The organism is Streptomyces sp. AK010, assembly GCF_014207295.1.
GTDB lineage: Bacteria > Actinomycetota > Actinomycetes > Streptomycetales > Streptomycetaceae > Streptomyces > Streptomyces massasporeus.
Genome location: NZ_JACHCX010000018.1, coordinates 151,122 through 170,792 on the forward strand (window position 1 = coordinate 151,122; position 19,671 = coordinate 170,792).

A 19,671-nucleotide genomic window follows, 5' to 3' on the forward strand; every position below is an offset into this window, starting at 1 on the left:
GGGGCCCTGCGGATCCCTCCGTCCGGGATTCCTACCGCGCCGGTCCTCGCGGGCCCGGCCGACAAGGGCCGATCGGCCCTACCGCACATCGCGCCGACCCGCTTTGATCGGACCATGTCCGACATCCCCGGCAGGTCCACGCAGCAGCTCCAGGTGGGGACGGCCCACGTCGTGACCCTGAGCGGCGAGCTCGACCTGCTCGCGGCGCCGGCCCTCAGGGCCCGCCTCGACATGCTGACCTCCGGTCCCTGTCCGGACCTGGTCCTGGACCTGCGCCCGGTGTCGTTCATCGACTGCTCGGGGCTCGGGGTCCTGTGCCGGGTGCGCAACCGGGTGCGGGCGCGGCACGGCCGGCTGCGTCTGGTCACGGGCAGCACCGCTCTGCGGCGCGTTCTGCGGCACACCGGTATGGAGGGGGTCTTCGAACTGCTTCCCCGCATGCCGGTGGGAGTTGCCGGCCCACCCGCGACGGACACCGTCGACAGCGCGGTACTCTGAGCGCGTCACACGAGGGTGAGTTCGTGGCCGATCCTCGCCGCCCATGCCTCGATCCGCTCGAAGTCGCGGAAGTCCCCGCCCTTTCCGTTGCGGAGGATCATCCGGGCGACCCAGCCCTTGGCACCTTCCCGGAGGCAGCCGCCGAAGGTGACGTGCTCCTGGGCGTCGAGCCGGTTCATGGCCTTCTTCACTCCGGGAACGGGCGGAATGTCCCGCTCCGAAGCCGAGGGGTCCAGCGGACCGCTGCTGAAGAGCCACAGCGGGCGCTCCCCCAGGGCTTTGCCGTGGCGCCGGACGAAACTGCGCGCGTCCTTGTGCCAGTGGCCGGCGTACAGGCCGCCCCCGACCACGACGGCGTCGTACGCCGCCACGTCCGGCACGGCGCCGGCCGGGAGGGCTTCGGCCGTCAGCCCCTCCTTGCGCAGGACCTCGGCGATGGTCTCGGCGATCTCCGCGGTCGATCCGTTCGTCGTTCCGTAGGCGACGAGCACGTTCATGGGCATGCCGGTCCGCCTCCTCTCACAGTGTGCGCAGCCGGTCGTCGGTCACGCCGTGCAGCACCTGCTCGTCCGATCGCTGACGCGTGTCGTCGAGGCGCCAGGTGAGCTCGCCGACGACCGCGACCACGCCGTCGATCTGCCGGGTCATGGCGACGGCGATCTCCGCTTCGCTGCGGGTTTTCCAGCCGTCCGGCGAGCGTGACCACCCCGTCCGCGGTGACGACGTCGATGCTGCGGGGCATCAGCCACAGCACACGCACCAGCACCTCCTCGATCACCTCTTCGCGGATCTCCGCGTCGGGCCGCAGGGTGATGGTTCCAGCGTCGCTTCGACCGGCCCCGCCGTGGAGATGCCACACGTCCCGTACCGGGGCCGACCGGCCCTACCGCGGCCCCCCGTCGCGGTGGCCCCACGGGGACGGCCGGTTCCGGCGGAGGCGCGGGAGAGGTGCGGCCCCGGTATGCCATCGGTATGACTTGGGCCGATCGGCCCTGGTGCATCCGGCCCCCGCCCGTGATGATCGTGAGCACGGGCGGTTCCGCAGTCCGTGCTTCCGGCGCTCCGGGGAACGAGGGGTCCTGATGACCGAGCCGCGCAGCTTCACCGAGGAGCACCCGATCCGGGTCTTCCTGCTCGACGACCACGAGGTCGTGCGCCGTGGTCTGGCCGATCTGCTGGACGCCGAACCCGACATCGCGGTGGTCGGGGACGCCGAGAACGTCGAGCACGCGCTGGCCCGGGGCCCGGCACTGCGCCCCGATGTGGCGGTGCTCGACGTGCGCCTGCCCGACGGCGACGGCATCACCGTCTGCCGCGAACTGCGCAGCCGCATGCCCGAGCTGGCCTGTCTGATGCTGACCTCGTTCGACGACGAGGAGGCCCTCCTCGACGCGATCATGGCCGGGGCCTCCGGTTATGTCCTCAAGCAGATCAAGGGCTCCGACCTGGTCTCGGCGGTGCGCACGGTGGCCTCCGGGAGGTCCATGCTCGACCCGCAGACCACGGCCCGGCTGATGCGCTCGCTGCGCGCCGAACCGTCCGAGGAACCCGCTGTCGCGCCCGAGCTGGCGAGTCTGTCGCCGCGCGAGCGGGAGATCCTCGTCCTGATCGGGGACGGTCTGACCAACCGCGAGATCGGCAAGAGGCTCTACCTCTCCGAGAAGACCGTCAAGAACCACATCTCCCGGCTGCTCGCCAAGCTCGGCGTCCAGCGCCGCGTCCAGGCAGCGGTCCTCGCGTCCCAGCTGGAGCACCCGGAGCCGAGCGAGCGCCCGGGGCGCTGATCCGGGACCGGGGTGCCGGTCGTCAGTCCTGCGCCGGCCGCACCGGTACCCGCCATTCCACCCGGGTGCCGCCGCCTTCCGGCCCCTCACCGAGCAGGAGATCGCCGCCGAGCGCGGCGGCCCGCTCCTCCATGTTCTTGAGTCCGCTGCGGACGGCGTCCTGGGGGATCCCGCGTCCGTCGTCGATCACCGTGAGCGTCAGCCGGCCCTGGGCGTACCGCAGGTACACGTCCGCGGAACGCGCCCCGGCGTGCCGGGCCGTGTTGCTCAGGGCCTCGCCCAGCACCGCGATCGTGTGATCGGCGACCTCGCCCGGCACGTCCGTGTCGACCAGCCCTTCGATCCGTACGGCGGGGGCGAAGCCGAGGGCCGACGTCGCCGCCGTGACCGCGTCCGACACCCGGGCGCGCAGGCCGCTGCCCTCCCGGGTGCCGCCCTGTGCCCGCAGTCCGAAGATCGTGGAGCGGATGATCTTGATGGTCTCGTCCAGGTCGTCGACGGTCCGCGACAGCCTCTCCTCGGCCTCCGGGTGGTCGATGAAGCGCTGGGCGCTCTGCAAGGTCATCCCGGCCGCGAACAGCCGCTGGATGGCCAGGTCGTGCAGGTCCCGGGCGATCCGGTCACGGTCCCGGAGCAGCGCGATCTGCTCGGCGTCCCGCCGCCGCTCGGCCAGCTCCAGGGCCAGGGCCGCCTGCCCGGCGAATCCCAGCAGGGGCCGTGTGTCGGTGTCCGTGAACGGTGTACGGCCCACCGCGCGCCCCAGCAACAGCACCCCTCCCGCCTTGCCGCCGGCTTCCAGCGGCACCCCGACCACGGGCCCGACTCCGGCCCACTGCGCGGAGTCCCGGCTGGTCCGCGGGTCCTCCTGGACGTCCGCGCTCACCACCGGTTCAGCCGTGGTCAGGACGGCCGCCACGAACCCGTCCTGGCCCGACATCACCAGACCGCTGCGTTGGTCCGCGCCCAGCCCCACGGCGAGCAGCGGCCGCAGCGCGTTCTCCTCCGGCACCCGCTCGGCGATCATCCCGACATCGGCGTCGGTGATCTGCCGGGCCTGCTCCACGATCAGTTCCAGGACGTCCCTGCTCGGCGCACCCGACAACAGCGCCCGCGTGACCTCCGAGCTGGCTCCCAGCCACCGCTCGCGCAGCCGCGTCTCCTCGTACAGCCGGGCGTTCTCGATCGCCACGCCCGCCGCCACCGCGAGCGTGGAGAGCACCGACTCGTCCTCGGCGTCGAACTCCGCCGCGCCGCGCTTCTCGGTGAGGTAGAGGTTGCCGAACACCTGGTCGCGCACCCGGATGGGCACTCCCAGGAACGAGTGCATCGGCGGGTGGTGGGGCGGAAAGCCGTACGAGGAGGAGTGCTCGGAGATCTCCGCCAGCCGCAGCGGCTCCGGGTGCCGGATCAGCTCGCCCAGGATGCCGTGCCCGCTGGGCAGGTCGCCGATCCGGGCCCGCTGTTCGCCGCTGATGCCGACGGTGTGGAACTCGGAGAGCATGCGGTCGTCGCCGATGACGCCCAGAGCCCCGTACTCGGCGTCCACCAGCACCACCGCCGCTTCGACGATGCGCCGGAGCACCTGCGGCAGATCCAGCTCCCGGCCGACCGACAGCACCGCTTCGAGCAGGCTGTGCACCCGGTCCTGGGTGCCGCGCGCCGCGTCGATCCGCGCCTGGAGCTCGTCCAGCAGCTCGTCCAGCCGCAGCTTGGGCAGCCGCTGCTCGGAACGACCGGGCCGTTCCCCGCTCATCGTCTCCTCCGACCGGTCCCCGCGGACGCACCCGGAAGGGCGCCTTCTTCGCCTCACGATAGTGGGGTCACGCCCTCGGCGCCGACGTGCCGCGGGAGCCCGGGGCCGGCTCTGCCGTCGCTCGCGCGGGACCCGTCAGCGCCGCACCCGCGGCATCCCCAGCCCGATCCACGAGATGATCTCCCGCTGGATCTCGTTGTTGCCGCCGCCGAAGGTGAAGATGACCGCCGAGCGGTAGCCGCGTTCGAGTTCTCCGTGCAGGACCGCTCCCGCCGAGCCCTCCTTCAGGGCCCCGGGGGCCGCGACGATCTCCATGAGCCAGGCGTAGGCGTCGCGCCGGGCCTCCGAGCCGTAGACCTTGACGGCGGAGGCGTCCTGGGGGGTGAGGGTGCCGTCCTGGACGGCGCCGACCATCTGCCAGTTGAGCAGCTTGAGCGCGTCCAGCCGGGCGTGGGTGCGGGCCAGCAGGCGGCGCACCCAGGGCAGGTCGACGACGCGCCGGCCGTCGGCGAGCTTGGTCTCCATCGCCCAGCGCTGCACGTCGTGCAGGGCGCGGATCGCCATGGTGCCGTGGGCGGCCAGGGTCACGCGCTCGTGGTTGAGCTGGTTGGTGATCAGCCGCCAGCCCTGGTTCTCGGCACCGACCCGGCGGGAGACGGGGACGCGGACGTTCTCGTAGTAGCTGGCGGTGGTGTCGTGCGAGGCGAGGGTGTTGATCAGGGTGCAGGAGTAGCCCGGGTCGGTCGTCGGCACCAGGAGCATGGTGATGCCCTTGTGCGGTGGGGCGTCCGGGTCGGTGCGGACCGCAAGCCACACCCAGTCGGCCGTGTCCCCGTTGGTCGTCCAGATCTTCTGGCCGTCGACGACGTACGCGTCGCCCTCCCGTACCGCCCTGGTGCGCAAGGACGCGAGGTCGGTGCCGGCGCCGGGCTCGCTGTAGCCGATGGCGAAGTCGATCTCGCCGGAGAGGATCCTCGGCAGGAAGTACGCCTTCTGCTCGTCGGTGCCGTACTGCATGATCGTCGGGCCGACGGTGTTCAGCGCCATCAGCGGCAGCGGGACACCGGCCTGGGCGGCCTCGTCGAAGAAGATGAACTGCTCCATGGCCGTCAGGCCGCGCCCGCCGTACTCCTTCGGCCAGCCCACGCCGAGCCAGCCGTCCGCGCCGAGCCTGCGGATGGTCTCGCGGTAGAACCGCTTCTGGGCGGCCGGGTCGCCGTGCCGGGCGTAGGCGTGGTCCGGGACGAGCTCGGCGAAGTAGGACCGCAGTTCGGTGCGCAGCCGCTGCTGCTCGGGCGTGTATTCGAGGTGCACGGCGCCTCCAGGCTCCCAAGGCCGGTCCTGTCGGCGCACACCGTAGAACGTGTTTCAGAAATTGTGAATGGCGTCGGTCAGTTCAGCGTGGCGAGGAAGTCCGTGCACGCCCGTGCACAGGCGCGGCACGCCGCCGCCGAGTCCTCCGCCCCAGGTTGCCGGTCGAAGACGTGGGCGGCCTCCAGGCACACGGTCCGGCACCACTCCACCTGGACTCGGATGGTGCTCTCGTCCACCTGGTTCTGCTCGGACAGCACACGGCAGGTCGCGTCGCAGACCTCCGCGCACATGATGCCCTTGCGTCGTACGAGTTCCTGGTTCTCGGTGCCGTCGGGATCCACGAGGCTTGCGCGCAGCGCGCACGCCCGCGCGCACTCCGTGCACGCCTGCGCACAGGCGAAACGGTCCTCCAGGAACCGGAACAGCTCCTGCTGGGATGTCGTCGAAGTCACACCGCGCGGGTAGCCCCGGTCGACCCCGGTCAAACCCTGGGCTGCCCGGTGCGCCGGGGTTCCGTGCGGCGCACCGGGGTTCCCAGGTGTTCCTGCGGCGCACCGGGGTTCCCAGGTGTTCCTGCGGTGCACCGGGGTTCCGTGCGGCGCGGCGGGCGTCGCGCGTGTCCGGCAGGTTCACGGAGGGGACCCGGGGTACCCGCGTGCCATGAAGAGCGCATGGATGGAGATGGCCGCGGGCAGCGGCGCCGTCGGCATCGGGCTGGTCGTGGCGGGTGTGGTGGTCGTGGCCCTGCTGCTGGGAGCCTTCGCCCTCGGCGTGCGCGGCAAGCGCAGGGAGCTGCCCACACCGCGCCCGGACGAGCAGCCGCGGCTGCCCGAGGGGGGCCCGGTCCGCGAGACGAGTGAGCGCCGGGAGCCCGAGGAGGTCCCCCGGAGCGACGAGCGCCTGACCCCGCACCAGCTGAAGGGGCACGGCACCATGAGCGACCGGACGAGCGCGTCGCAGGAGCGCCCTCGCTGGAACGAGGGCAGCAGTGGTTCGTTCGGCAGCGGCGGCCCGGGCGGTGGCTGACCTCCGAGAGCCGGTGGCCGGCGTGGCCGCGTAAACCTGGAAGGGCCCGTGCGTGTGCACGGGCCCTCTTTCCGTGTCCGGGACCGGCAGCAGAGGGGTGAGCCGGCAGCCGGACCGGCGGACGGACACAGACGTGAGGTGCATCACAGGTTTCACGCGCATCGTGGAGCGGGGGGCGGCGTCTTGTGAGTGGTGCAGGGGGCCACTGAGACGCAGGACGGTGAGGATGGAGCAGGTTCGGGCGGACGGCTTCGACGAGTTCGCGGCCGCCCGTTGGCCGACGCTGCTCCATGTCGCGCGTCGGCTCACGTCTGGTCGCGGCCGGGCTGCGGGCGGTCTGGCCCGGCTCGGGCACGGAGTGGTCTCGGTACTCGGAATCCCTCTACACGGCCCTCGCCGCGTGGGCCTGTCACGCCGTCATGACCCGTCGCTGGCTGACCGCGGGAGTGCTGACCTTCGCGGCCGGGCTCTGCCGGCCCACCGCGGTCGCGCTGGTGGCCGCCCTGGCCTTTCGCCGCTGTCATGGCCCTGCGCCGGCGTGAGGACGGCTTTCGCCGCCCCCTGGCCGTCGTGGCGATCGCGCCCCTGGGCCTGTTCGGCTACCTCGCCTGGGTCAACTACCGCATGGGCGCCCTCAACGGCTGCTCCAAGCTCCAGGACGGCGCCTGGGGCCACAGGTTCGACTGGGGAGTCCACTCGTTCAACGTGCTGACGTCCACCCCCGTCGGGCACTTCGACTACCTCTTCGCGATGCCCTTCGAGGACGTCATCGGCGTCTGCGTGGTGCTGATGGTGCCGGTGCTGACCGTGCTGCTGATGCGCCTGCGACCGCCTGCCGTACTCGTCGTCCACACCGTCCTGTCGTACCTCATGGTGATGACGACCCCGCAGTACGTCGGCAACGTCTCACGTTATCTGCTCCCGCTCTTCCCGCTGTTCGTCCCGCTCGCCCGCGCGATGCGGCGGCTCAGGTGGCCGTCCCTGACGACGGTCCTCGGGATGGCCGCGCTGGCTTCCGGGTCCTACGCGGGATACGTGCTGTTCGTGCTGGGGGTGCGTAGACCGACACCGGCGACCCGTGAGATGGCACCGAAACATTCCCTTCACGCAGGAAGTATTTAGGGGTAATGACCGCTGCCTACCGTGCCTGCCTTGTCAGTCCCCAACCCGCAGCAAGGAGGCGTGGCATGAGTGCCGAGCCACGACTGGCCGAGGTCGCCGAGCCGGAACCCGCACAGCAGGCAGCGCCGGGCACGGACCAGGCCGTCAAGGAGACCCTCGAGGACTACACGCTCCGTTTCGCGCCGCGCAGTTACCGGCGCTGGACCCCGATGGTGGTGGCGACGACCGCGCTCGGCGGCATCGCCTACATGGCCGACTTCTCCATCGGGGCCGGCATCGGCCTGGCCCACGGCACCGGGAACGCGCTGCTCGCGATCGCCGTCGCCGCCGTCGTCATCTTCGTGACCGGATTTCCGCTGGCCTACTACGGGGCCCGCTACAACATCGACCTGGACCTGATCACCCGCGGTTCCGGGTTCGGCTACTTCGGCTCGGTCCTCACCAGCGTCATCTTTGCCAGTTTCACCTTCATCTTCTTCGCCCTCGAAGGCTCGATCATGGCGCAGGGCCTGAAGCTGGGCCTTGGACTGCCGCTCTGGCTCGGGTACTTGGTCTCCACGCTGATGGTGATCCCCTTGGTGATCTACGGCATGACGGCGCTGAGCAAGCTGCAGGTGTGGACCACCCCGATCTGGCTGCTGCTGATGGTCGGCCCGCTGGTCTACCTGGTCGCCACCGACCCGGGCACCGTCGACCGCTTCCTCGCCTACGCGGGAACCGACGGGGACGGCGGCATCAACACGGCCTCCGTGCTGCTCGGCGCGGGCGTGTGCCTGTCGCTGATCGCGCAGATCGGCGAGCAGATCGACTACTTGCGCTTCATGCCGCCCAAGACCGAGGCGAACAAGCTCAGTTGGTGGACGGCCGTGGTGATGGCCGGCCCGGGCTGGGTCGTGCTGGGCGCGCTGAAGCAGGCCATCGGCGTGTTCCTCGCGGTGTACATCATCGCCGAGGTCGGTGCCTCCGCCGCGCCCGAGCCGATCCAGCAGTTCAAGGGCGCCTTCGACGCGATGATGCCGTCGTGGCTCGTCGTTCCCCTCGCCGTGGTGCTGGTCGTGATCAGCCAGATCAAGATCAACGTGACGAACGCGTACTCGGGCTCGCTCGCCTGGACCAACTCCTTCACCCGGGTCACCCGGCGCTACCCGGGCCGGATGGTCTTCGTGCTGGTCAACCTGGGCTTCGCGCTGGCCCTGATGGAGGCCGACATGTTCAGTTTCCTCAACAGCATCCTGGGCTTCTACTCGAACTGCGCGATCGCCTGGGTGGTCACGGTGGCCACCGACATCGGCATCAACAAGTACGTGCTGAAGCTGTCCCCGCACGCCCCCGAGTTCCGCCGCGGCATGCTCTACGCCGTCAACCCCGTCGGGGTCGTCTCCTTCGTCGCCGCCTCGGGGCTGTCCATCGCCATGTACTTCCACGCCCTCGGCGACGCGCTCCAGCCGTACTCCCCCGTCGCCGCGGCCGTCATCGCCTTCGTCCTCACGCCGCTGATGGCCGTGATCACCAAAGGCCGGTACTACCTGCGCCGCACCGACGACGGCGTCGCCGAGCCCCTGCTGGACGAGGACGGCAACCCCAGCGCGGTCGCCTACGAGTGCCATGTGTGCCGGCAGCAGTTCGAGCGGCCGGACGTGGCGGCCTGCCGCACGCACGACGCGGTCGTCTGCTCCCTGTGCCTGAGCACCGACAAGGTCGGCGACCACGTCCTGCCCGCCGGGGTCTGACCCGTGCGGCGGGAGCGCGGTCGGGCGCTCCCGCCGTACGGCACGTTCCAAACCGGTCTCGGACGCGCGGTGCGGGCCCGGACGAGGGGGCGGCTCCGGCAGCCGGGCGGCATACTGATCTTGCGCTGCGCAAGGATCAGGCCGACGGCCGGAAAGGGGATGACGGGACGTGACCACCGAAGAGCCGGACGGGCGGGGAGCTCCCCGCGAGCCGTACGGCGTTCCCCCGGTCCCCGACGAGGTGTGGCTGAGGTTCCTCACGGACAGCGAGTCCGCCATACGGCTCTCCGCCCCCAGGGAACCCTCCGCGAAGGAGCGGGCGGCGGGCCGGCAGCTCCAGCCCCCGCACGCCGTCGGTGACCTGTGGCTGCCGGAGGACCTGTGGGTCCGTGTGGCGTGGCGGGACCTGGACCGCCGGTCCAAGGTCCGGCGCGCCGGTCGGGTCGTCGCCACCGCGGCTGCCGTCGCCCTGGCTCTGGGGGCCTGGTCCCAGCTGTCCACCGGCGCGGGCACGGGCCACCGGCCCGGTGAGAACTCGGTGCGGCAGGTCGAGGGGGCCACGGCACGGCTGCCCACTGCCACGCCCCTCCCCTCTGCGTCCCCGGTCGCGCTGCCCTCCCGGTAGCGCACGGCTGCCCTCCCTCGTGGCGCGGCAACCGGAGCCGCTGCACGACTGACCGGCACGGCGTGAACACCGGTGCGCCTGCGCCCAGTTGTCCTGTTACCTACGGCTCGCAGAACCACACGGCGCAGTCCTTCGCCATCGCGCTGCGCGGAGACGACGGTCACAACGGCCCCCTCTACTCCGTCCGCCCCGAGGGCGAGAAGCCGCAGTTCAGCTGGAAGGAGGCCGACGTGCTGAATCGGAGCACGGAGAAGCCGTACGACCTCTGACGGACCGCCGACCGCGACGCGTCACCGCCTTCCGAGCGGTCAGGAATCGCGGGACAGCCTTTGAGTGACCCGGCCCCCGATGACCCGGCCCCCGATGGACCGGCCCGCGATCGGTCACTCACCGCTCAAGACCGGTCATGAGTCGGCCAGTTAGCTTCAGGGGCATGACGACATCCCTTGCCGGCAGTGCCTTCGGCTCGCTCCGCCTCGACGCCGTGGCCGACCAGGACGCGTTGCGCCGGGTCTACGAACTGCCCGCGGACACGGCCATGCGCAAGCAGATGACCGAACTCACCGAGCGGACCCGGCGATTGATCGGCTGCGCCTCGCTGGTCCTGGTCGCCGGCGCGGACGCCGAAGGCAACTGTGAAGTTTCCCCGCGCGGCGGCCCCGCCGGGTTCGTCGCCGTCCTGGGCGCGCCGACGGTGGCGATACCGGACGCGACCGGAAACGAGCGTCTGGACACCTGGCAGAACGTCATCGCCACCGGGCGGGCCGGGCTGCTGTTCATCATCCCGGGGCGCACCACGACGCTCCGGATGAACGGCCGGGCCTGCGTCTCCACCCGTCCGGAGTTGCTGTCGCAGTTGACCGCCGTGGGCAAACCGCCGGCCAGTGCGCTGGTGCTGGGGATCGAGGAGGTCTACCCGCACTGCCCCAAGTCGCTTCCGCGCGGCGGGGCCCGGAAGCCGGAGCAGTGGCTTCCGGCGGACGCCCGGCCGACCTCGGCCGAGGTGACGCCGGCCCAGCTGCGGATGCCGGAGCTGACGACCGAGGCCATCGAGCAGGCAGAGGCGGATGCGCTGAAGTGCCGGTACGCGTGAGGGGACGCCCTGCGGACGTTGGATCACCAGCCTGTCGAACCGCGAGGGCGGCCCGCCCCGAGATCGGTCTCGGGGTGACCCGTCAGCCCGTCTTCCAGCCCCTTCTCGTGTCGATCCGCTCCCACTCGGCGTCCCACTGAGCCATGCGCCGCCGGTCGAGGACCAGGCGGGTCAGCCAGGTGGCTCCCAGTACCGCACTGCCGGCGAAGACCCCGGCGAGCGCACCGCCCATGGCGGTGTGCAGCCAGGCCTCGCCACTGGACACCGGAGGCGTCGTAAGGTCACCGCTCCGGTCCACCCACACGGAGAGGGTGCTCCCGGCAGGGGCCCTGGGTGGTACCCGGGCCTCGTCCCGGTGGGTCGAGCCGTCCGGCGCGGTCCACCGCACCTTGCCCCACACCCGGTGGTCGCTCGCCGCACCGGCCGACGGCGGGCCGGGTGCGTCCTTGACGACCACCGCCGGGACCTGGCGGCTCTCGGCCCGCTGCCGTTCGACGGCCTGCTCGACCGTGCCCGCCGCCACCAGCCCGGCGACCACTCCGCCCACCAGGGCGAGCACCCACCCGGCCAGCACGACCCAGGCTTCGACGACGTCGACGCGCCGTTTGAGCACGTTGCGACGCCACCGCCACCACCGTACGGTCATACGCTCTGACGTTTTCACGGGCCGACACCCCCTCGTGAGCACCGGCAGCACCCTTCCAGTGTGCGCCTGCCAGCCGTGAACGCTCGCCGATCAACGCCGGCAGATCGTTCCGACCACGTGAGGGCGTGGCTCAGACGGGAGAGGCCTCGATCCGTACCCGGTCGCTCCCGTCGCCGGAGAGGAAGGACGCCATCGCCCGTCCCTCCTCGGCGACACTCGTGCGGTCGGTCCGGGAGAAGCGGCGCAGCGGGGTGACGAGCACCGTGTCCGTCTCGACGGTCCAGGTAGCGGCCACCCTGCCGTCGACCAGGACGACACGTTCGCCGGCCACGGACAGAGGGCGGTGGTCGTCGTCGATGATCCGGCCGCGGTCGTGGTAGCCGAGGATCGCGTTGTCGAACGCCGGCAGGAACCGTACAGGTGCCGGGGTGTCGGGGTCGGGGCGAGGAGCGTCGGGGAGGTCGGGCAGTTCGCGGCCGCGCTCGTCGCGGAAGGCGACGAGTTCCCCGCGCACGGCGGAGACCGCGCCGGGCAGCCCGGCCAGGCCGCACCAGGCTCGCAGGTCGGCCGAGGCGGCCGGGCCAACGAAGAGCGGCACCGTCGTCGGCGTCTACCGTCCGACGGGCAAGCCCGTCTACGACAGCTACTGAGTGCTGTTCACGAGTCTCCGGCGTTGCCACTCCTCCGCCAGGAGCCGGTAGGAGCGCACCCGGTCGGCGTGGCCGTGTGTGATGGTCGTGATGATCAGCTCGTCGGCGCCGGTGGCCTCCCGCAGTTGTTCGAGCCGGTCGGCGACGCGGCCGGGCGAGCCCACGAACCGGGTGTCGACGCGGTCGGCGACCAGGGCACGGTCCCGCTCGGTCCAGGGGTGGGCACGGGCCTGCTGCGGGGTGGGGAAGGGGATCGCGCCCTCGGCGGTGCGGATGCTGCGGACCCACGGGCCGTAGCCGGTGGCCAGTTCGCGGGCGGTCTCGTCGTCCTCAGCGACGACGACGTCGGCGGAGACGCTGACGTAGGGCTTGTCGAGGTGGTCGGACGGCTGGAACGCGGCCCGGTAGCCCTCGGCCGCTTCGAGGACGGTGGCCGGGCTGACGTGGTAGTTGGCGGTGAAGCGCAGCCCGTTGCGGCCGGCGACCTCGGCGCTCTCCCCTCCGCTGCTGCCGGGGATCCACACCTGGACGTCGGCACCCTCGCCAGGAACCGGCGCTGATGCTCACCAAGGACACGCGGGGGTATGTGCTGAACGGCCGGCAGAGCTACGCCGCCGGTGTCCTGGCCGCAGACCGGCTCGCCGTACGGGCGGTGCGGGCCGGTACCGGCGAACCCCTCGTGCTCGTGGTCGATCCGGCCCTCCCGGGGGTGGTCGTCGACGGTGACGCCGACCCCTTCGGCCAGCGGCTGGCGGCGGGCGGCAGCGCGGAGTTCGACGCGGTACCGATCGCCGCCGCCGACGTACTGGGTTCCCTGTCGGCGGACGAGGAGGTCCTGTCGAGGCGGACATGAAGGACGCCCCGGACCGACTGCGGTGGGCGATGAACCACTGCCTGGCCTGCATCGGCATCGAGCATCCCGAGTTCCGGGCCAGGGCGCTCGACATCGGTGAGCGCCTGGAGGTGCTCAAGGACTACCCCACGTCCCCGGGCTGCACCTCGCCGTACGCGCCCGTCTGGATCAACGAGATGGTGCGCAGGCAGCAGTCGTAGGCCGGTTCCCCGGGGGGCCTTGCGCTCACCCCGGCGATGAGCAGCGGTCCACGAGGTCCCCGGCGTCGGCGGGCGCGCCACGCTCGTCGCGAAGATCAGCGACCTCGTCCAGGCCTACCGGCCGGCACCCGTCGTCATCGTCCTCGACGAGCCGGCCGCCCGGGGCGTGGTGGTCAGCGTGGTGCCCCGGGTCCACCGCCTGTGCGGCGGGCCGGGCACGCTGATGTCAGTGGCCCCGCACAGCGCGCCCATCCAACGCGCGCTCGATGCGGACGCCGACGCCGGCGGCACGCGACTGGTCGTCCACACGCGCGTGGACACCGCCGTCTGCGCCGCGTGCGCCGCGACGGCCTGAGGAGCGGATCCGCGGCGTCAGGGCATCGTGCTCTGGCCGCTGACCAGTTCGGTGACCGCGCGCAGACCGCCCTGGGCGAGGGCGGCGCGCTGCCGGTCCGCGCCGGTCCCGTCCTGCAGCAGCCGGTGGATCAGGGAGGTGACCTGCCGGGAGTCGCCGGATGCGTCGAGGGCGGGAGCGAGGTACCGCAGGAACTCGTAGAGCACGTCGCCGGCCCGGTGCGGTGTGCCGCCCGGGTCGACGAGGGTGTCGCCGAGTCCATGCCGGGCGGCGTGCCACATGGCGGCCTGGAGCAGTTCCGGCGCGCAGTCCGGCAGGGGTGTGTCGGCGGCGGCTTCCGCCAGGGCGGTCTCCACCAGGGCCCGGACGAGAGCGGCGAGCATGACCGCCTCGTCCGCGCGCAGCTGGACGTCCAGGCACCGTACCTCGATGGTCGGGTAGGTGGCCGAGAGGCGTGCCTGCCAGTAGAGCTGGCCGACGTCGGAGACCAGGCCGGACTCCAGCAGCCGCGCCACGCGCCGGTCGTAGTCCTCGGCGTCGTGGAAGGTGGGGGGCATGCCGCTGACCGGCCACCGGCTGAAGATCACCGTGCGCCAGCTCGCGAAGCCCGTGTCGTGGCCGTCCCAGAGGGGCGAGTTCGCCGACATGGCGGTCAGCGTCGGGAGCCGGGAGCGGATCCGGTTCAGGACCTGCACGCCCGCTTCCCGGTCGGGTACGGCCACATGCACGTGCGTGCCGTTGACGAGCTGCTCCGCCACGAGTTGCGGCGCCTGGGTCACCATGGCCCGGTAGCGGGCCTGGTCGGTGACGGCGATGGGCCGGCCGTGCCGCACCGGCGGCGTCCCGCACACTCCGATCCGGCAGTCGTGCTGATCGGCGGCGACGCCGATGGCGTGGCGCAGCCGCAGCAGATGGCCGCCGACCTCCTCCAGGGTTTCGCAGACCGGCGTGGCCACCTCGACCTGCGCCTGGAGCAGCTCGTACTGCACTTCCTGGTCGGTCACCAGGTGCCCCAGGCCCGCCGTGGCGCGCACTTTGTCCGCCTGAGGTACCGGCAGGCCCGTGACCGGGTCGAGCAGCAGGTACTCCTCTTCCACGCCGATCGTCGTCATCGACCACCCTCTGTTCCGCCCGGCGGAACCGGGCCGGATCCTGGCGCGCACCCTCTGTTCCGCCCGGCGGAACCGGGCCGGATCCTGGCGCGTGTCAGGCACGCCGCATCCAGCGACGGTCACCTCAGGGGCACGCTCGCGGATTACCGAGTGCCGCGCTCACGTCGGAACGAAACATGACACGGACAGAGAAATCGCTTGCGGCGAAGAGGCGCCCCGGCCCTCTCAGTGGCCGTACGGCGGCTCGAAGCAGCCCGTCTCCGGGTACGGGCCGTTCGTCCGCACCTCGACGTTCGACTTCTGCACGAACGCCGACACACAGGCGTCGTCGTGCACGCGCAGGGCGACCCGCGTCCCCTCGGGCGTGACGTAGCCGTCGTCCTTCCAGCGCGCGAGCATCCCCGTGACGGTGAGCGTGCCGCCGAGGCGCCTGCCGCCCTTCGTGACGCGCTCCTCCTCGTAGCCGAGCCGGAGCAGGGCGGCCCGGACGGTAGCGGGGTCCCACTCGCGTTCCTCCCACAGCCGCTTCAGCACCGGGCGGATGCGGTCGGCCTGCCGCCGGGCGTCCTTCTCGTGGGCCGGTGCCATGCCGCCCTCGCGGCGGTAGGCGTTGTTCTCGTTGTGGTGCGGGGCGCCGTCGCCGACGCCGGGTTCCCCGTAGGGCGGGGCACCGGGGGCACTGGGCGAGGATGCGCCGGACGCGGAGGGCGCCGCGCCGGTCCGCGAGTCCGGGGACCGGTCGGCACCCGCACGAAGCCCCTGGGCGCCCCCTTGAACTCGGCGCGCACCGCCTCCGCGTCCCCGTGTTCCGCGTGCTCGGCGACCGTACGGCCGTCGGGGCCGACGATGCGCCAGGCCGGAGGCGGCCGGCCCCTCGTCGTCCTCGACGTTGCCGGCGTCGAAGGTCAGGAGCAGTGAGCCGTCGTCCGCGCGGGCCACTCCCGTGGGGGCCCCGGCCGCCTCGATGACGTCGGCGGGGCGCGGATGCGGGTCTTCGACGACGCGCCTGTACCTGGCGTCGCGGTCCCCGGCACCCCGGTCGTCGGAGCCGCTCGGGCCGCAGGCGGCCAACGCCAGCACCAGCGCCGCACTCACGGCGGCAACGAGCCGGACGGTGGGCCTGCGCGGCTTCCCCGATACCGCCGTGGCCGGGGTCGGTGGCGTGATGACGGGCCGGCCCGGTTCCGCCGTGGCCGGGCCCGGTCCCGTCGTGCTGTGCCGGCCGCCCGTGGCGCGGGCGCGGGCCGGGGCGGTGAAGGGGTGGATCGCCGTCCCTCCGGAACTCGTGCAGGTGGGCGAAGACACCCGTTCACCGCGATCCTCGCAGACCTCGGCGCGGGGGACGGCTGTGAACGGCCGTGGAACAGCGGTGGGAAAGCTGTTCCCCTCCGGCTCCTGCGGTCAGGGCTTGGCCGGCGTCACCTTCCTGTCGGTGCCGTTCACCCGCACGGTGACCTTGCTCCGGTTCCGGGCCCGGTCGGCCGTGACGGTGTACGACGTGACCTTGCCGTTGCGCCACGTGCAGTCGACCTCGTAGCCGCCCCGGGCGCGGAGTCCGGTGAAGGAGCCCCTGGCCTTCCAGTCGTCCGGCAGGGCGGGCAGCAGGTGGATGACGCCGTCGTGGCTCCGCAGCAGCATCTCCGCCACGGCGCCGGAGATGCCGAGGTTGCCGTCCATCTGGAAGGGCGGGTGGTTGCAGAACAGGTTGGGCAGCGTGTTGTAGGTCAGGAGCCCGCGCAGCATGATCCGGGCGCGCTGCCCGTCGCCCAGGCGGGCGAAGAGGGCCGCCCGCCAGGGCCAGGTCCAGGAGCGGCGGCTGTCGCCCGACACCGTCCCGGCCGTGAACGGGACGCCTTCCTTCTCGCCGCACCGCGCCTTGAGGGAGACGAGGGCGGCGGCCGCGAAGTCCGGCGTGCCGGGGGTGATCTGGCGTCCCGGGTAGACGGCGAAGAGGTGCGACGTGTGGCGGTGGATGTCGGTGGGGCTGTCGATGTCCTCCTGCCACTCCTGCAGTTGGCCCCACTTGCCGATCTTGTTCGGTGCGAGGCGGGCCTGCAGGTCCGCGATCCTGGCCCGGTAGGCGGGGTCCGCCTCGAGTACCGCTTCGCAGTCGAGGTAGTTCTGGAACAGGTCCCAGATGATCTGCTGGTCGTACATGACGCCGTCCTCGCGCGGCCCGTGCTCGGGGGACCAGCCGTTGGGGGCGACGAGGAGTCCGTCCTCGCGTTCCCTGAGGTGGTCCTCCCAGAACTGGCAGATCTCCTTGATCATCGGATGGGCGACGGTCCGGAGGTAGTCCAGGTCCTGGGTGAACGCCCAGTGCTCGTACAGGTGTTGCGCGTACCAGGCACTCGCGACAGTGTTCCACTCCCAGGCGTTGCCGCCGAAGACGCTCTGGCTGGTGCGGGCGGTCCAGCCCCGGGTGTCCTTGCCGAAGGCGTTACGGGTCGCCACGCGGCTGGGCACCGCCACCTGCTCCACGAACCGGACGAGTGCCTCGTGGCACTCCGGCAGGTTCGTCGTCTCGGCACCCCAGTAGTTCATCTGCACATTGATGTTGGTGTGGTAGTCCGAAGCCCAGGCGGGCTGGTTGCTGTCGTTCCACAGGCCCTGGAGGTTGGCGGGCAGGCCGTTCGGGCGGGAGGAGCTGATCAGCAGGTAGCGGCCGTAGTCGAACATCGTCTGCTCGAGTGTCGGGTCCGCCGCGCCGGCCGCGTAGCGGGCCAGCCGGGCGTCGGTCGGCATTGCCGTGACGGCGGCGCCGGAGGTGCCCCAGTCGACGGCGACGCGTTTCATCAGGGCACCGACTTCGGCGGTGTGCTCGTCGCGCAGTCCTTTGTAGGGCCGGGCGGCTGCCTTGCCGAGTGTCCTGGCGACGAGCGGTGCCGGATCGGCCCCGCGCCATCCGGCGGCGGCGTCGAGCTTGTAGTCGGTGCGGGCGTCGAGGAACAGGGTCAGGGTCGTGCAGCCGCTGAACCGGAGCACCTGCCCGTCTGCGTGGAGGTCGCCGTCGGTGTGCACCGCCTGGACGGCGCACGCGTGCTTGAGGCCGTTGCCCATGACACCGCTGAAGGCGATCCGCCCCGCGGCGGCGTCGACGGTCGTCGGGGCCTCGTCCTGTGCGGACGTCAGCGCTATCGCCCCAGAGAGGTCCCCGGCGCGCTCCGCGGTGTACCGGAAGACCATGACGTCCGCGGAGCGGCCGGCGAAGGCCTCTCGCAGGACGCGCCGTCCCGGCGCGCCGAAGCGGGTGACGTGGAGGCCCTTCACGAAGTCGAGGGAGCGCCGGTAGTCGACGACCGTCCGCAGGGTGCGTGTGTCGAAGCCCTTGCCCTCCAGCGCGATCTTTGCGATCTGGATGCCGTCGGACGACGCGCGGGGTGTCAGGGTGAGCCGGTAGGCGCGGTAGGCGGTGCTGTTGGTGATCCGGAAGGTCCGGGTCTCACCGCGCCCGGCGAAGGGAGCCGCGGGGTTCTGCGTGTCGAGGGTCGTCCAGGCCTGCCCGTCCTGCGACGCTTCCAGCCGCCATCGCCTGGGATCGTCCTTCGGGCGGTCCGGGGCCGCCGTCAGGGTGTACGAGGTGACGGCGACCGCGCGGGGCAGGTCGGCCTGCCACACGACCTCCGGCGCTACCGGTTCGACCCGCCAGACCGTGGCGGGATCGCGGTCCACCGAACTCGAGATGCCCGTGGCCCGCGACCGTGCCCCGGTGCCGGATCCCCTGGAGTGCCCGCTCGGCGACGACAGGTACATCACCCCGTCCGCGCCGAGGTCGACGCCGGCCAGGCCGATCTCGCTCACCTGGAAGTGACCGACCCCCGCTTTCGGTGTGAAGTCGAAGCGGTAGAAGCGGTAGGCCGCGCTCTCGGCGCAGGTGAACTCCTTGGTCTGGAAACGGTTTTCGAAGGGCGCGTCCAGAGTACGTCTGTCGAGCGTGGTCCAGGCGGTGCCGTCGGTGGAACCGGAGAACGTCCACTCCTGCGGGTCGCGCTGCGGTACGTCGTCGGCACTCGTCAGCCGGTACGACGCGACCGCCGCGGGGGCGGGCAGCTCGACCTGCCACTGCACCTTCGGGCCCGGCCCCTCGATGCACCACTTGGTACGCGACTCACCGTCATGACTCTTGTCGACGCCCTCCGACGAGCTGCTGCTGTACGGACCTCCGGGAGCGGTGACCTTCGGGCTCGTCCGGGGAGCGAAGGTGACGACGACGTCACCGAAGTTCCGGTACGAGCCGAAGCCGGTCATGCCGGTGTCGAATGCGCTGTCCGGCTTGCCCGCCAGGGCGTTGTCGTAGTCGTTGACCCCGCCCCACAGGCTCTGCTCGTTGAACTGGATACGCTCCTCGTGGGGATCGGCGAAGAGCATGGCGCCGAGCCGGCCGTTGCCGATGGGCAGGGCCTGTGACTGCCAGTCCGCGGCAGGTACGGAGTAGGTCAGCGCCTCGCGCGACAGGGTGGGCCACCGGAAGGCCGCGGGCACCCCGGCCTCCGCGGCGACAGCCTGCCCTCCCAGAGAGGTGCCGGTCACTCGTGAGACCACCGGCGCGAGGGCGAGGCCGCCGCCGAACTTGAGAAGGCTGCGTCGCTGCGGTTGGGATTCTTTGACCACGGTGAGATCTCCCGGCCCATTCATCGGCTCTTTCACGGAAGGAGGCGTCGCCACATCGACACCAATCGACGGCTGGAACATCGTCGCCGCGCTATAGATCGGATGTCTAGGGGTGTGCATCACTCGACAACCAGCAAGGTCGACAACTGGCCCGGCCCCTCCCGGACTGCGAAAATGAAGGCCAGAGGCACATGGACCAGTCTCAGAAGCCGTTGTCTTTCCGGACGCGATCGTTGAGTTTCCGCTGATCAGGCATGGTGTCGGTGTCGCCGAGGGAGGGTTCGGACGTTCAGTTCGTT

17 protein-coding genes and 5 pseudogenes are annotated in these 19,671 nt (G+C 71.6%); 11 read left to right on the forward strand and 11 right to left on the reverse strand.

The window, feature by feature from the left end:
- Positions 1-114 precede the first annotated feature (114 nt).
- Positions 115-498, forward strand: coding sequence for an STAS domain-containing protein (locus HDC93_RS29420; protein ID WP_185013875.1), 384 nt, complete (start codon positions 115-117; stop codon positions 496-498).
- A 5-nt stretch (positions 499-503) separates the two neighbouring features.
- Here HDC93_RS29420 and HDC93_RS29425 read toward each other — a convergent pair whose 3' ends face one another.
- Positions 504-1,001 carry a flavodoxin domain-containing protein gene (locus HDC93_RS29425; protein WP_185013876.1) on the reverse strand — a complete coding sequence of 166 codons (498 nt, stop codon included), beginning with the start codon at positions 999-1,001 and terminating at the stop codon, positions 504-506.
- A 16-nt stretch (positions 1,002-1,017) separates the two neighbouring features.
- Entirely contained in the window at positions 1,018-1,146 is a 129-nt protein-coding gene (locus tag HDC93_RS39440; protein WP_311774649.1) for a hypothetical protein, read from the reverse strand.
- Between the two features lie 434 nt (positions 1,147-1,580).
- Between HDC93_RS39440 and HDC93_RS29430 the strand changes: the two genes are divergently transcribed.
- Positions 1,581-2,282 (forward strand): response regulator transcription factor, encoded by a 702-nt coding sequence (locus tag HDC93_RS29430; RefSeq protein ID WP_185013877.1) that lies wholly within the window; start codon positions 1,581-1,583, stop codon positions 2,280-2,282.
- 22 nt (positions 2,283-2,304) lie between these two features.
- On the opposite strand, the gene HDC93_RS29435 is transcribed toward HDC93_RS29430, so the two are convergent.
- The 3 genes from HDC93_RS29435 to HDC93_RS29445 all read right to left on the reverse strand — a co-directional run bounded on the left by HDC93_RS29435 (position 2,305) and on the right by HDC93_RS29445 (position 5,801).
- Positions 2,305-4,035: a GAF domain-containing protein gene (locus HDC93_RS29435; protein ID WP_185013878.1), complete on the reverse strand. Its 1,731-nt coding sequence runs from the start codon at positions 4,033-4,035 to the stop codon at positions 2,305-2,307.
- 135 nt (positions 4,036-4,170) lie between these two features.
- Complete coding sequence (locus HDC93_RS29440; protein ID WP_185013879.1) at positions 4,171-5,349, reverse strand: acyl-CoA dehydrogenase family protein; 1,179 nt, start codon at positions 5,347-5,349, stop codon at positions 4,171-4,173.
- A 77-nt stretch (positions 5,350-5,426) separates the two neighbouring features.
- Entirely contained in the window at positions 5,427-5,801 is a 375-nt protein-coding gene (locus tag HDC93_RS29445) for a ferredoxin (protein WP_031103717.1), read from the reverse strand.
- A gap of 208 nt (positions 5,802-6,009) precedes the next feature.
- Here HDC93_RS29445 and HDC93_RS29450 point away from each other — a divergent pair, with 208 nt between their 5' ends.
- The 6 genes and pseudogenes from HDC93_RS29450 to HDC93_RS29475 all read left to right on the forward strand — a co-directional run bounded on the left by HDC93_RS29450 (position 6,010) and on the right by HDC93_RS29475 (position 10,945).
- Positions 6,010-6,375, forward strand: a complete 366-nt coding sequence (locus HDC93_RS29450) for a DUF6479 family protein (protein ID WP_185013880.1) — start codon at positions 6,010-6,012, stop codon at positions 6,373-6,375.
- Positions 6,376-6,677: 302 nt separating this feature from the next.
- Positions 6,678-7,431: pseudogene (locus tag HDC93_RS29455) on the forward strand (hypothetical protein); the annotation flags it as partial.
- Between the two features lie 131 nt (positions 7,432-7,562).
- Positions 7,563-9,227: a cytosine permease gene (locus tag HDC93_RS29460; protein WP_185013881.1), complete on the forward strand. Its 1,665-nt coding sequence runs from the start codon at positions 7,563-7,565 to the stop codon at positions 9,225-9,227.
- Between the two features lie 169 nt (positions 9,228-9,396).
- Complete coding sequence (locus tag HDC93_RS29465; protein WP_185013882.1) at positions 9,397-9,852, forward strand: hypothetical protein; 456 nt, start codon at positions 9,397-9,399, stop codon at positions 9,850-9,852.
- A 62-nt stretch (positions 9,853-9,914) separates the two neighbouring features.
- On the forward strand, positions 9,915-10,121 hold the full coding sequence (locus tag HDC93_RS29470; protein WP_185013899.1) for a hypothetical protein: 207 nt from the start codon (positions 9,915-9,917) through the stop codon (positions 10,119-10,121).
- A 164-nt stretch (positions 10,122-10,285) separates the two neighbouring features.
- Positions 10,286-10,945 carry an MSMEG_1061 family FMN-dependent PPOX-type flavoprotein gene (locus tag HDC93_RS29475; RefSeq protein WP_185013883.1) on the forward strand — a complete coding sequence of 220 codons (660 nt, stop codon included), beginning with the start codon at positions 10,286-10,288 and terminating at the stop codon, positions 10,943-10,945.
- 82 nt (positions 10,946-11,027) lie between these two features.
- Here the strand turns inward: HDC93_RS29475 and HDC93_RS29480 are convergent, their stop codons facing one another.
- From HDC93_RS29480 to HDC93_RS29490, 3 genes and pseudogenes are all read right to left on the reverse strand, one after another.
- Positions 11,028-11,591: a hypothetical protein gene (locus tag HDC93_RS29480; RefSeq protein ID WP_185013884.1), complete on the reverse strand. Its 564-nt coding sequence runs from the start codon at positions 11,589-11,591 to the stop codon at positions 11,028-11,030.
- 130 nt (positions 11,592-11,721) lie between these two features.
- A pseudogene (locus HDC93_RS29485) lies at positions 11,722-12,174 on the reverse strand (DNA glycosylase AlkZ-like family protein); the annotation flags it as partial.
- Between the two features lie 60 nt (positions 12,175-12,234).
- Positions 12,235-12,792 (reverse strand): annotated as a pseudogene (locus HDC93_RS29490) (LLM class flavin-dependent oxidoreductase); the annotation flags it as partial.
- Between HDC93_RS29490 and HDC93_RS29495 the strand changes: the two are divergent.
- From HDC93_RS29495 to HDC93_RS38835, 3 genes and pseudogenes are all read left to right on the forward strand, one after another.
- A pseudogene (locus tag HDC93_RS29495) lies at positions 12,783-13,082 on the forward strand (acyl-CoA dehydrogenase); the annotation flags it as partial. The pseudogenes HDC93_RS29490 and HDC93_RS29495 sit on opposite strands and share 10 nt — an antisense overlap.
- Positions 13,082-13,294 (forward strand): annotated as a pseudogene (locus HDC93_RS29500) (DNA alkylation repair protein); the annotation flags it as partial. The pseudogenes HDC93_RS29495 and HDC93_RS29500, both read left to right, overlap by 1 nt.
- A gap of 178 nt (positions 13,295-13,472) precedes the next feature.
- Positions 13,473-13,649 (forward strand): hypothetical protein, encoded by a 177-nt coding sequence (locus HDC93_RS38835; protein WP_260419822.1) that lies wholly within the window; start codon positions 13,473-13,475, stop codon positions 13,647-13,649.
- Positions 13,650-13,666: 17 nt separating this feature from the next.
- On the opposite strand, the gene HDC93_RS29510 is transcribed toward HDC93_RS38835, so the two are convergent.
- From HDC93_RS29510 to HDC93_RS29525, 3 genes are all read right to left on the reverse strand, one after another.
- Complete coding sequence (locus HDC93_RS29510) at positions 13,667-14,761, reverse strand: glutamate--cysteine ligase (protein ID WP_185013885.1); 1,095 nt, start codon at positions 14,759-14,761, stop codon at positions 13,667-13,669.
- Between the two features lie 225 nt (positions 14,762-14,986).
- Positions 14,987-16,066: a hypothetical protein gene (locus HDC93_RS38840; protein ID WP_260419823.1), complete on the reverse strand. Its 1,080-nt coding sequence runs from the start codon at positions 16,064-16,066 to the stop codon at positions 14,987-14,989.
- A gap of 96 nt (positions 16,067-16,162) precedes the next feature.
- Positions 16,163-19,372 (reverse strand): glycosyl hydrolase family 95 catalytic domain-containing protein, encoded by a 3,210-nt coding sequence (locus tag HDC93_RS29525; RefSeq protein ID WP_185013887.1) that lies wholly within the window; start codon positions 19,370-19,372, stop codon positions 16,163-16,165.
- Positions 19,373-19,671: the final 299 nt, after the last annotated feature.

What these genes read in the sequence shown, in the direction of transcription:
- HDC93_RS39440 (WP_311774649.1), bottom strand. Translation starts at nt 1,146, where the DNA reads ATGACCCGGCAGATCGACGGCGTGGTCGCGGTCGTCGGCGAGCTCACC.
- HDC93_RS29420 (WP_185013875.1), top strand. Translation starts at nt 115, where the DNA reads ATGTCCGACATCCCCGGCAGGTCCACGCAGCAGCTCCAGGTGGGGACG.
- HDC93_RS29510 (WP_185013885.1), bottom strand. Translation starts at nt 14,761, where the DNA reads ATGACGACGATCGGCGTGGAAGAGGAGTACCTGCTGCTCGACCCGGTC.
- HDC93_RS29480 (WP_185013884.1), bottom strand. Translation starts at nt 11,591, where the DNA reads ATGACCGTACGGTGGTGGCGGTGGCGTCGCAACGTGCTCAAACGGCGC.
- HDC93_RS29460 (WP_185013881.1), top strand. Translation starts at nt 7,563, where the DNA reads ATGAGTGCCGAGCCACGACTGGCCGAGGTCGCCGAGCCGGAACCCGCA.
- HDC93_RS29475 (WP_185013883.1), top strand. Translation starts at nt 10,286, where the DNA reads ATGACGACATCCCTTGCCGGCAGTGCCTTCGGCTCGCTCCGCCTCGAC.
- HDC93_RS29430 (WP_185013877.1), top strand. Translation starts at nt 1,581, where the DNA reads ATGACCGAGCCGCGCAGCTTCACCGAGGAGCACCCGATCCGGGTCTTC.
- HDC93_RS29425 (WP_185013876.1), bottom strand. Translation starts at nt 1,001, where the DNA reads ATGCCCATGAACGTGCTCGTCGCCTACGGAACGACGAACGGATCGACC.
- HDC93_RS29450 (WP_185013880.1), top strand. Translation starts at nt 6,010, where the DNA reads ATGAAGAGCGCATGGATGGAGATGGCCGCGGGCAGCGGCGCCGTCGGC.
- HDC93_RS29435 (WP_185013878.1), bottom strand. Translation starts at nt 4,035, where the DNA reads ATGAGCGGGGAACGGCCCGGTCGTTCCGAGCAGCGGCTGCCCAAGCTG.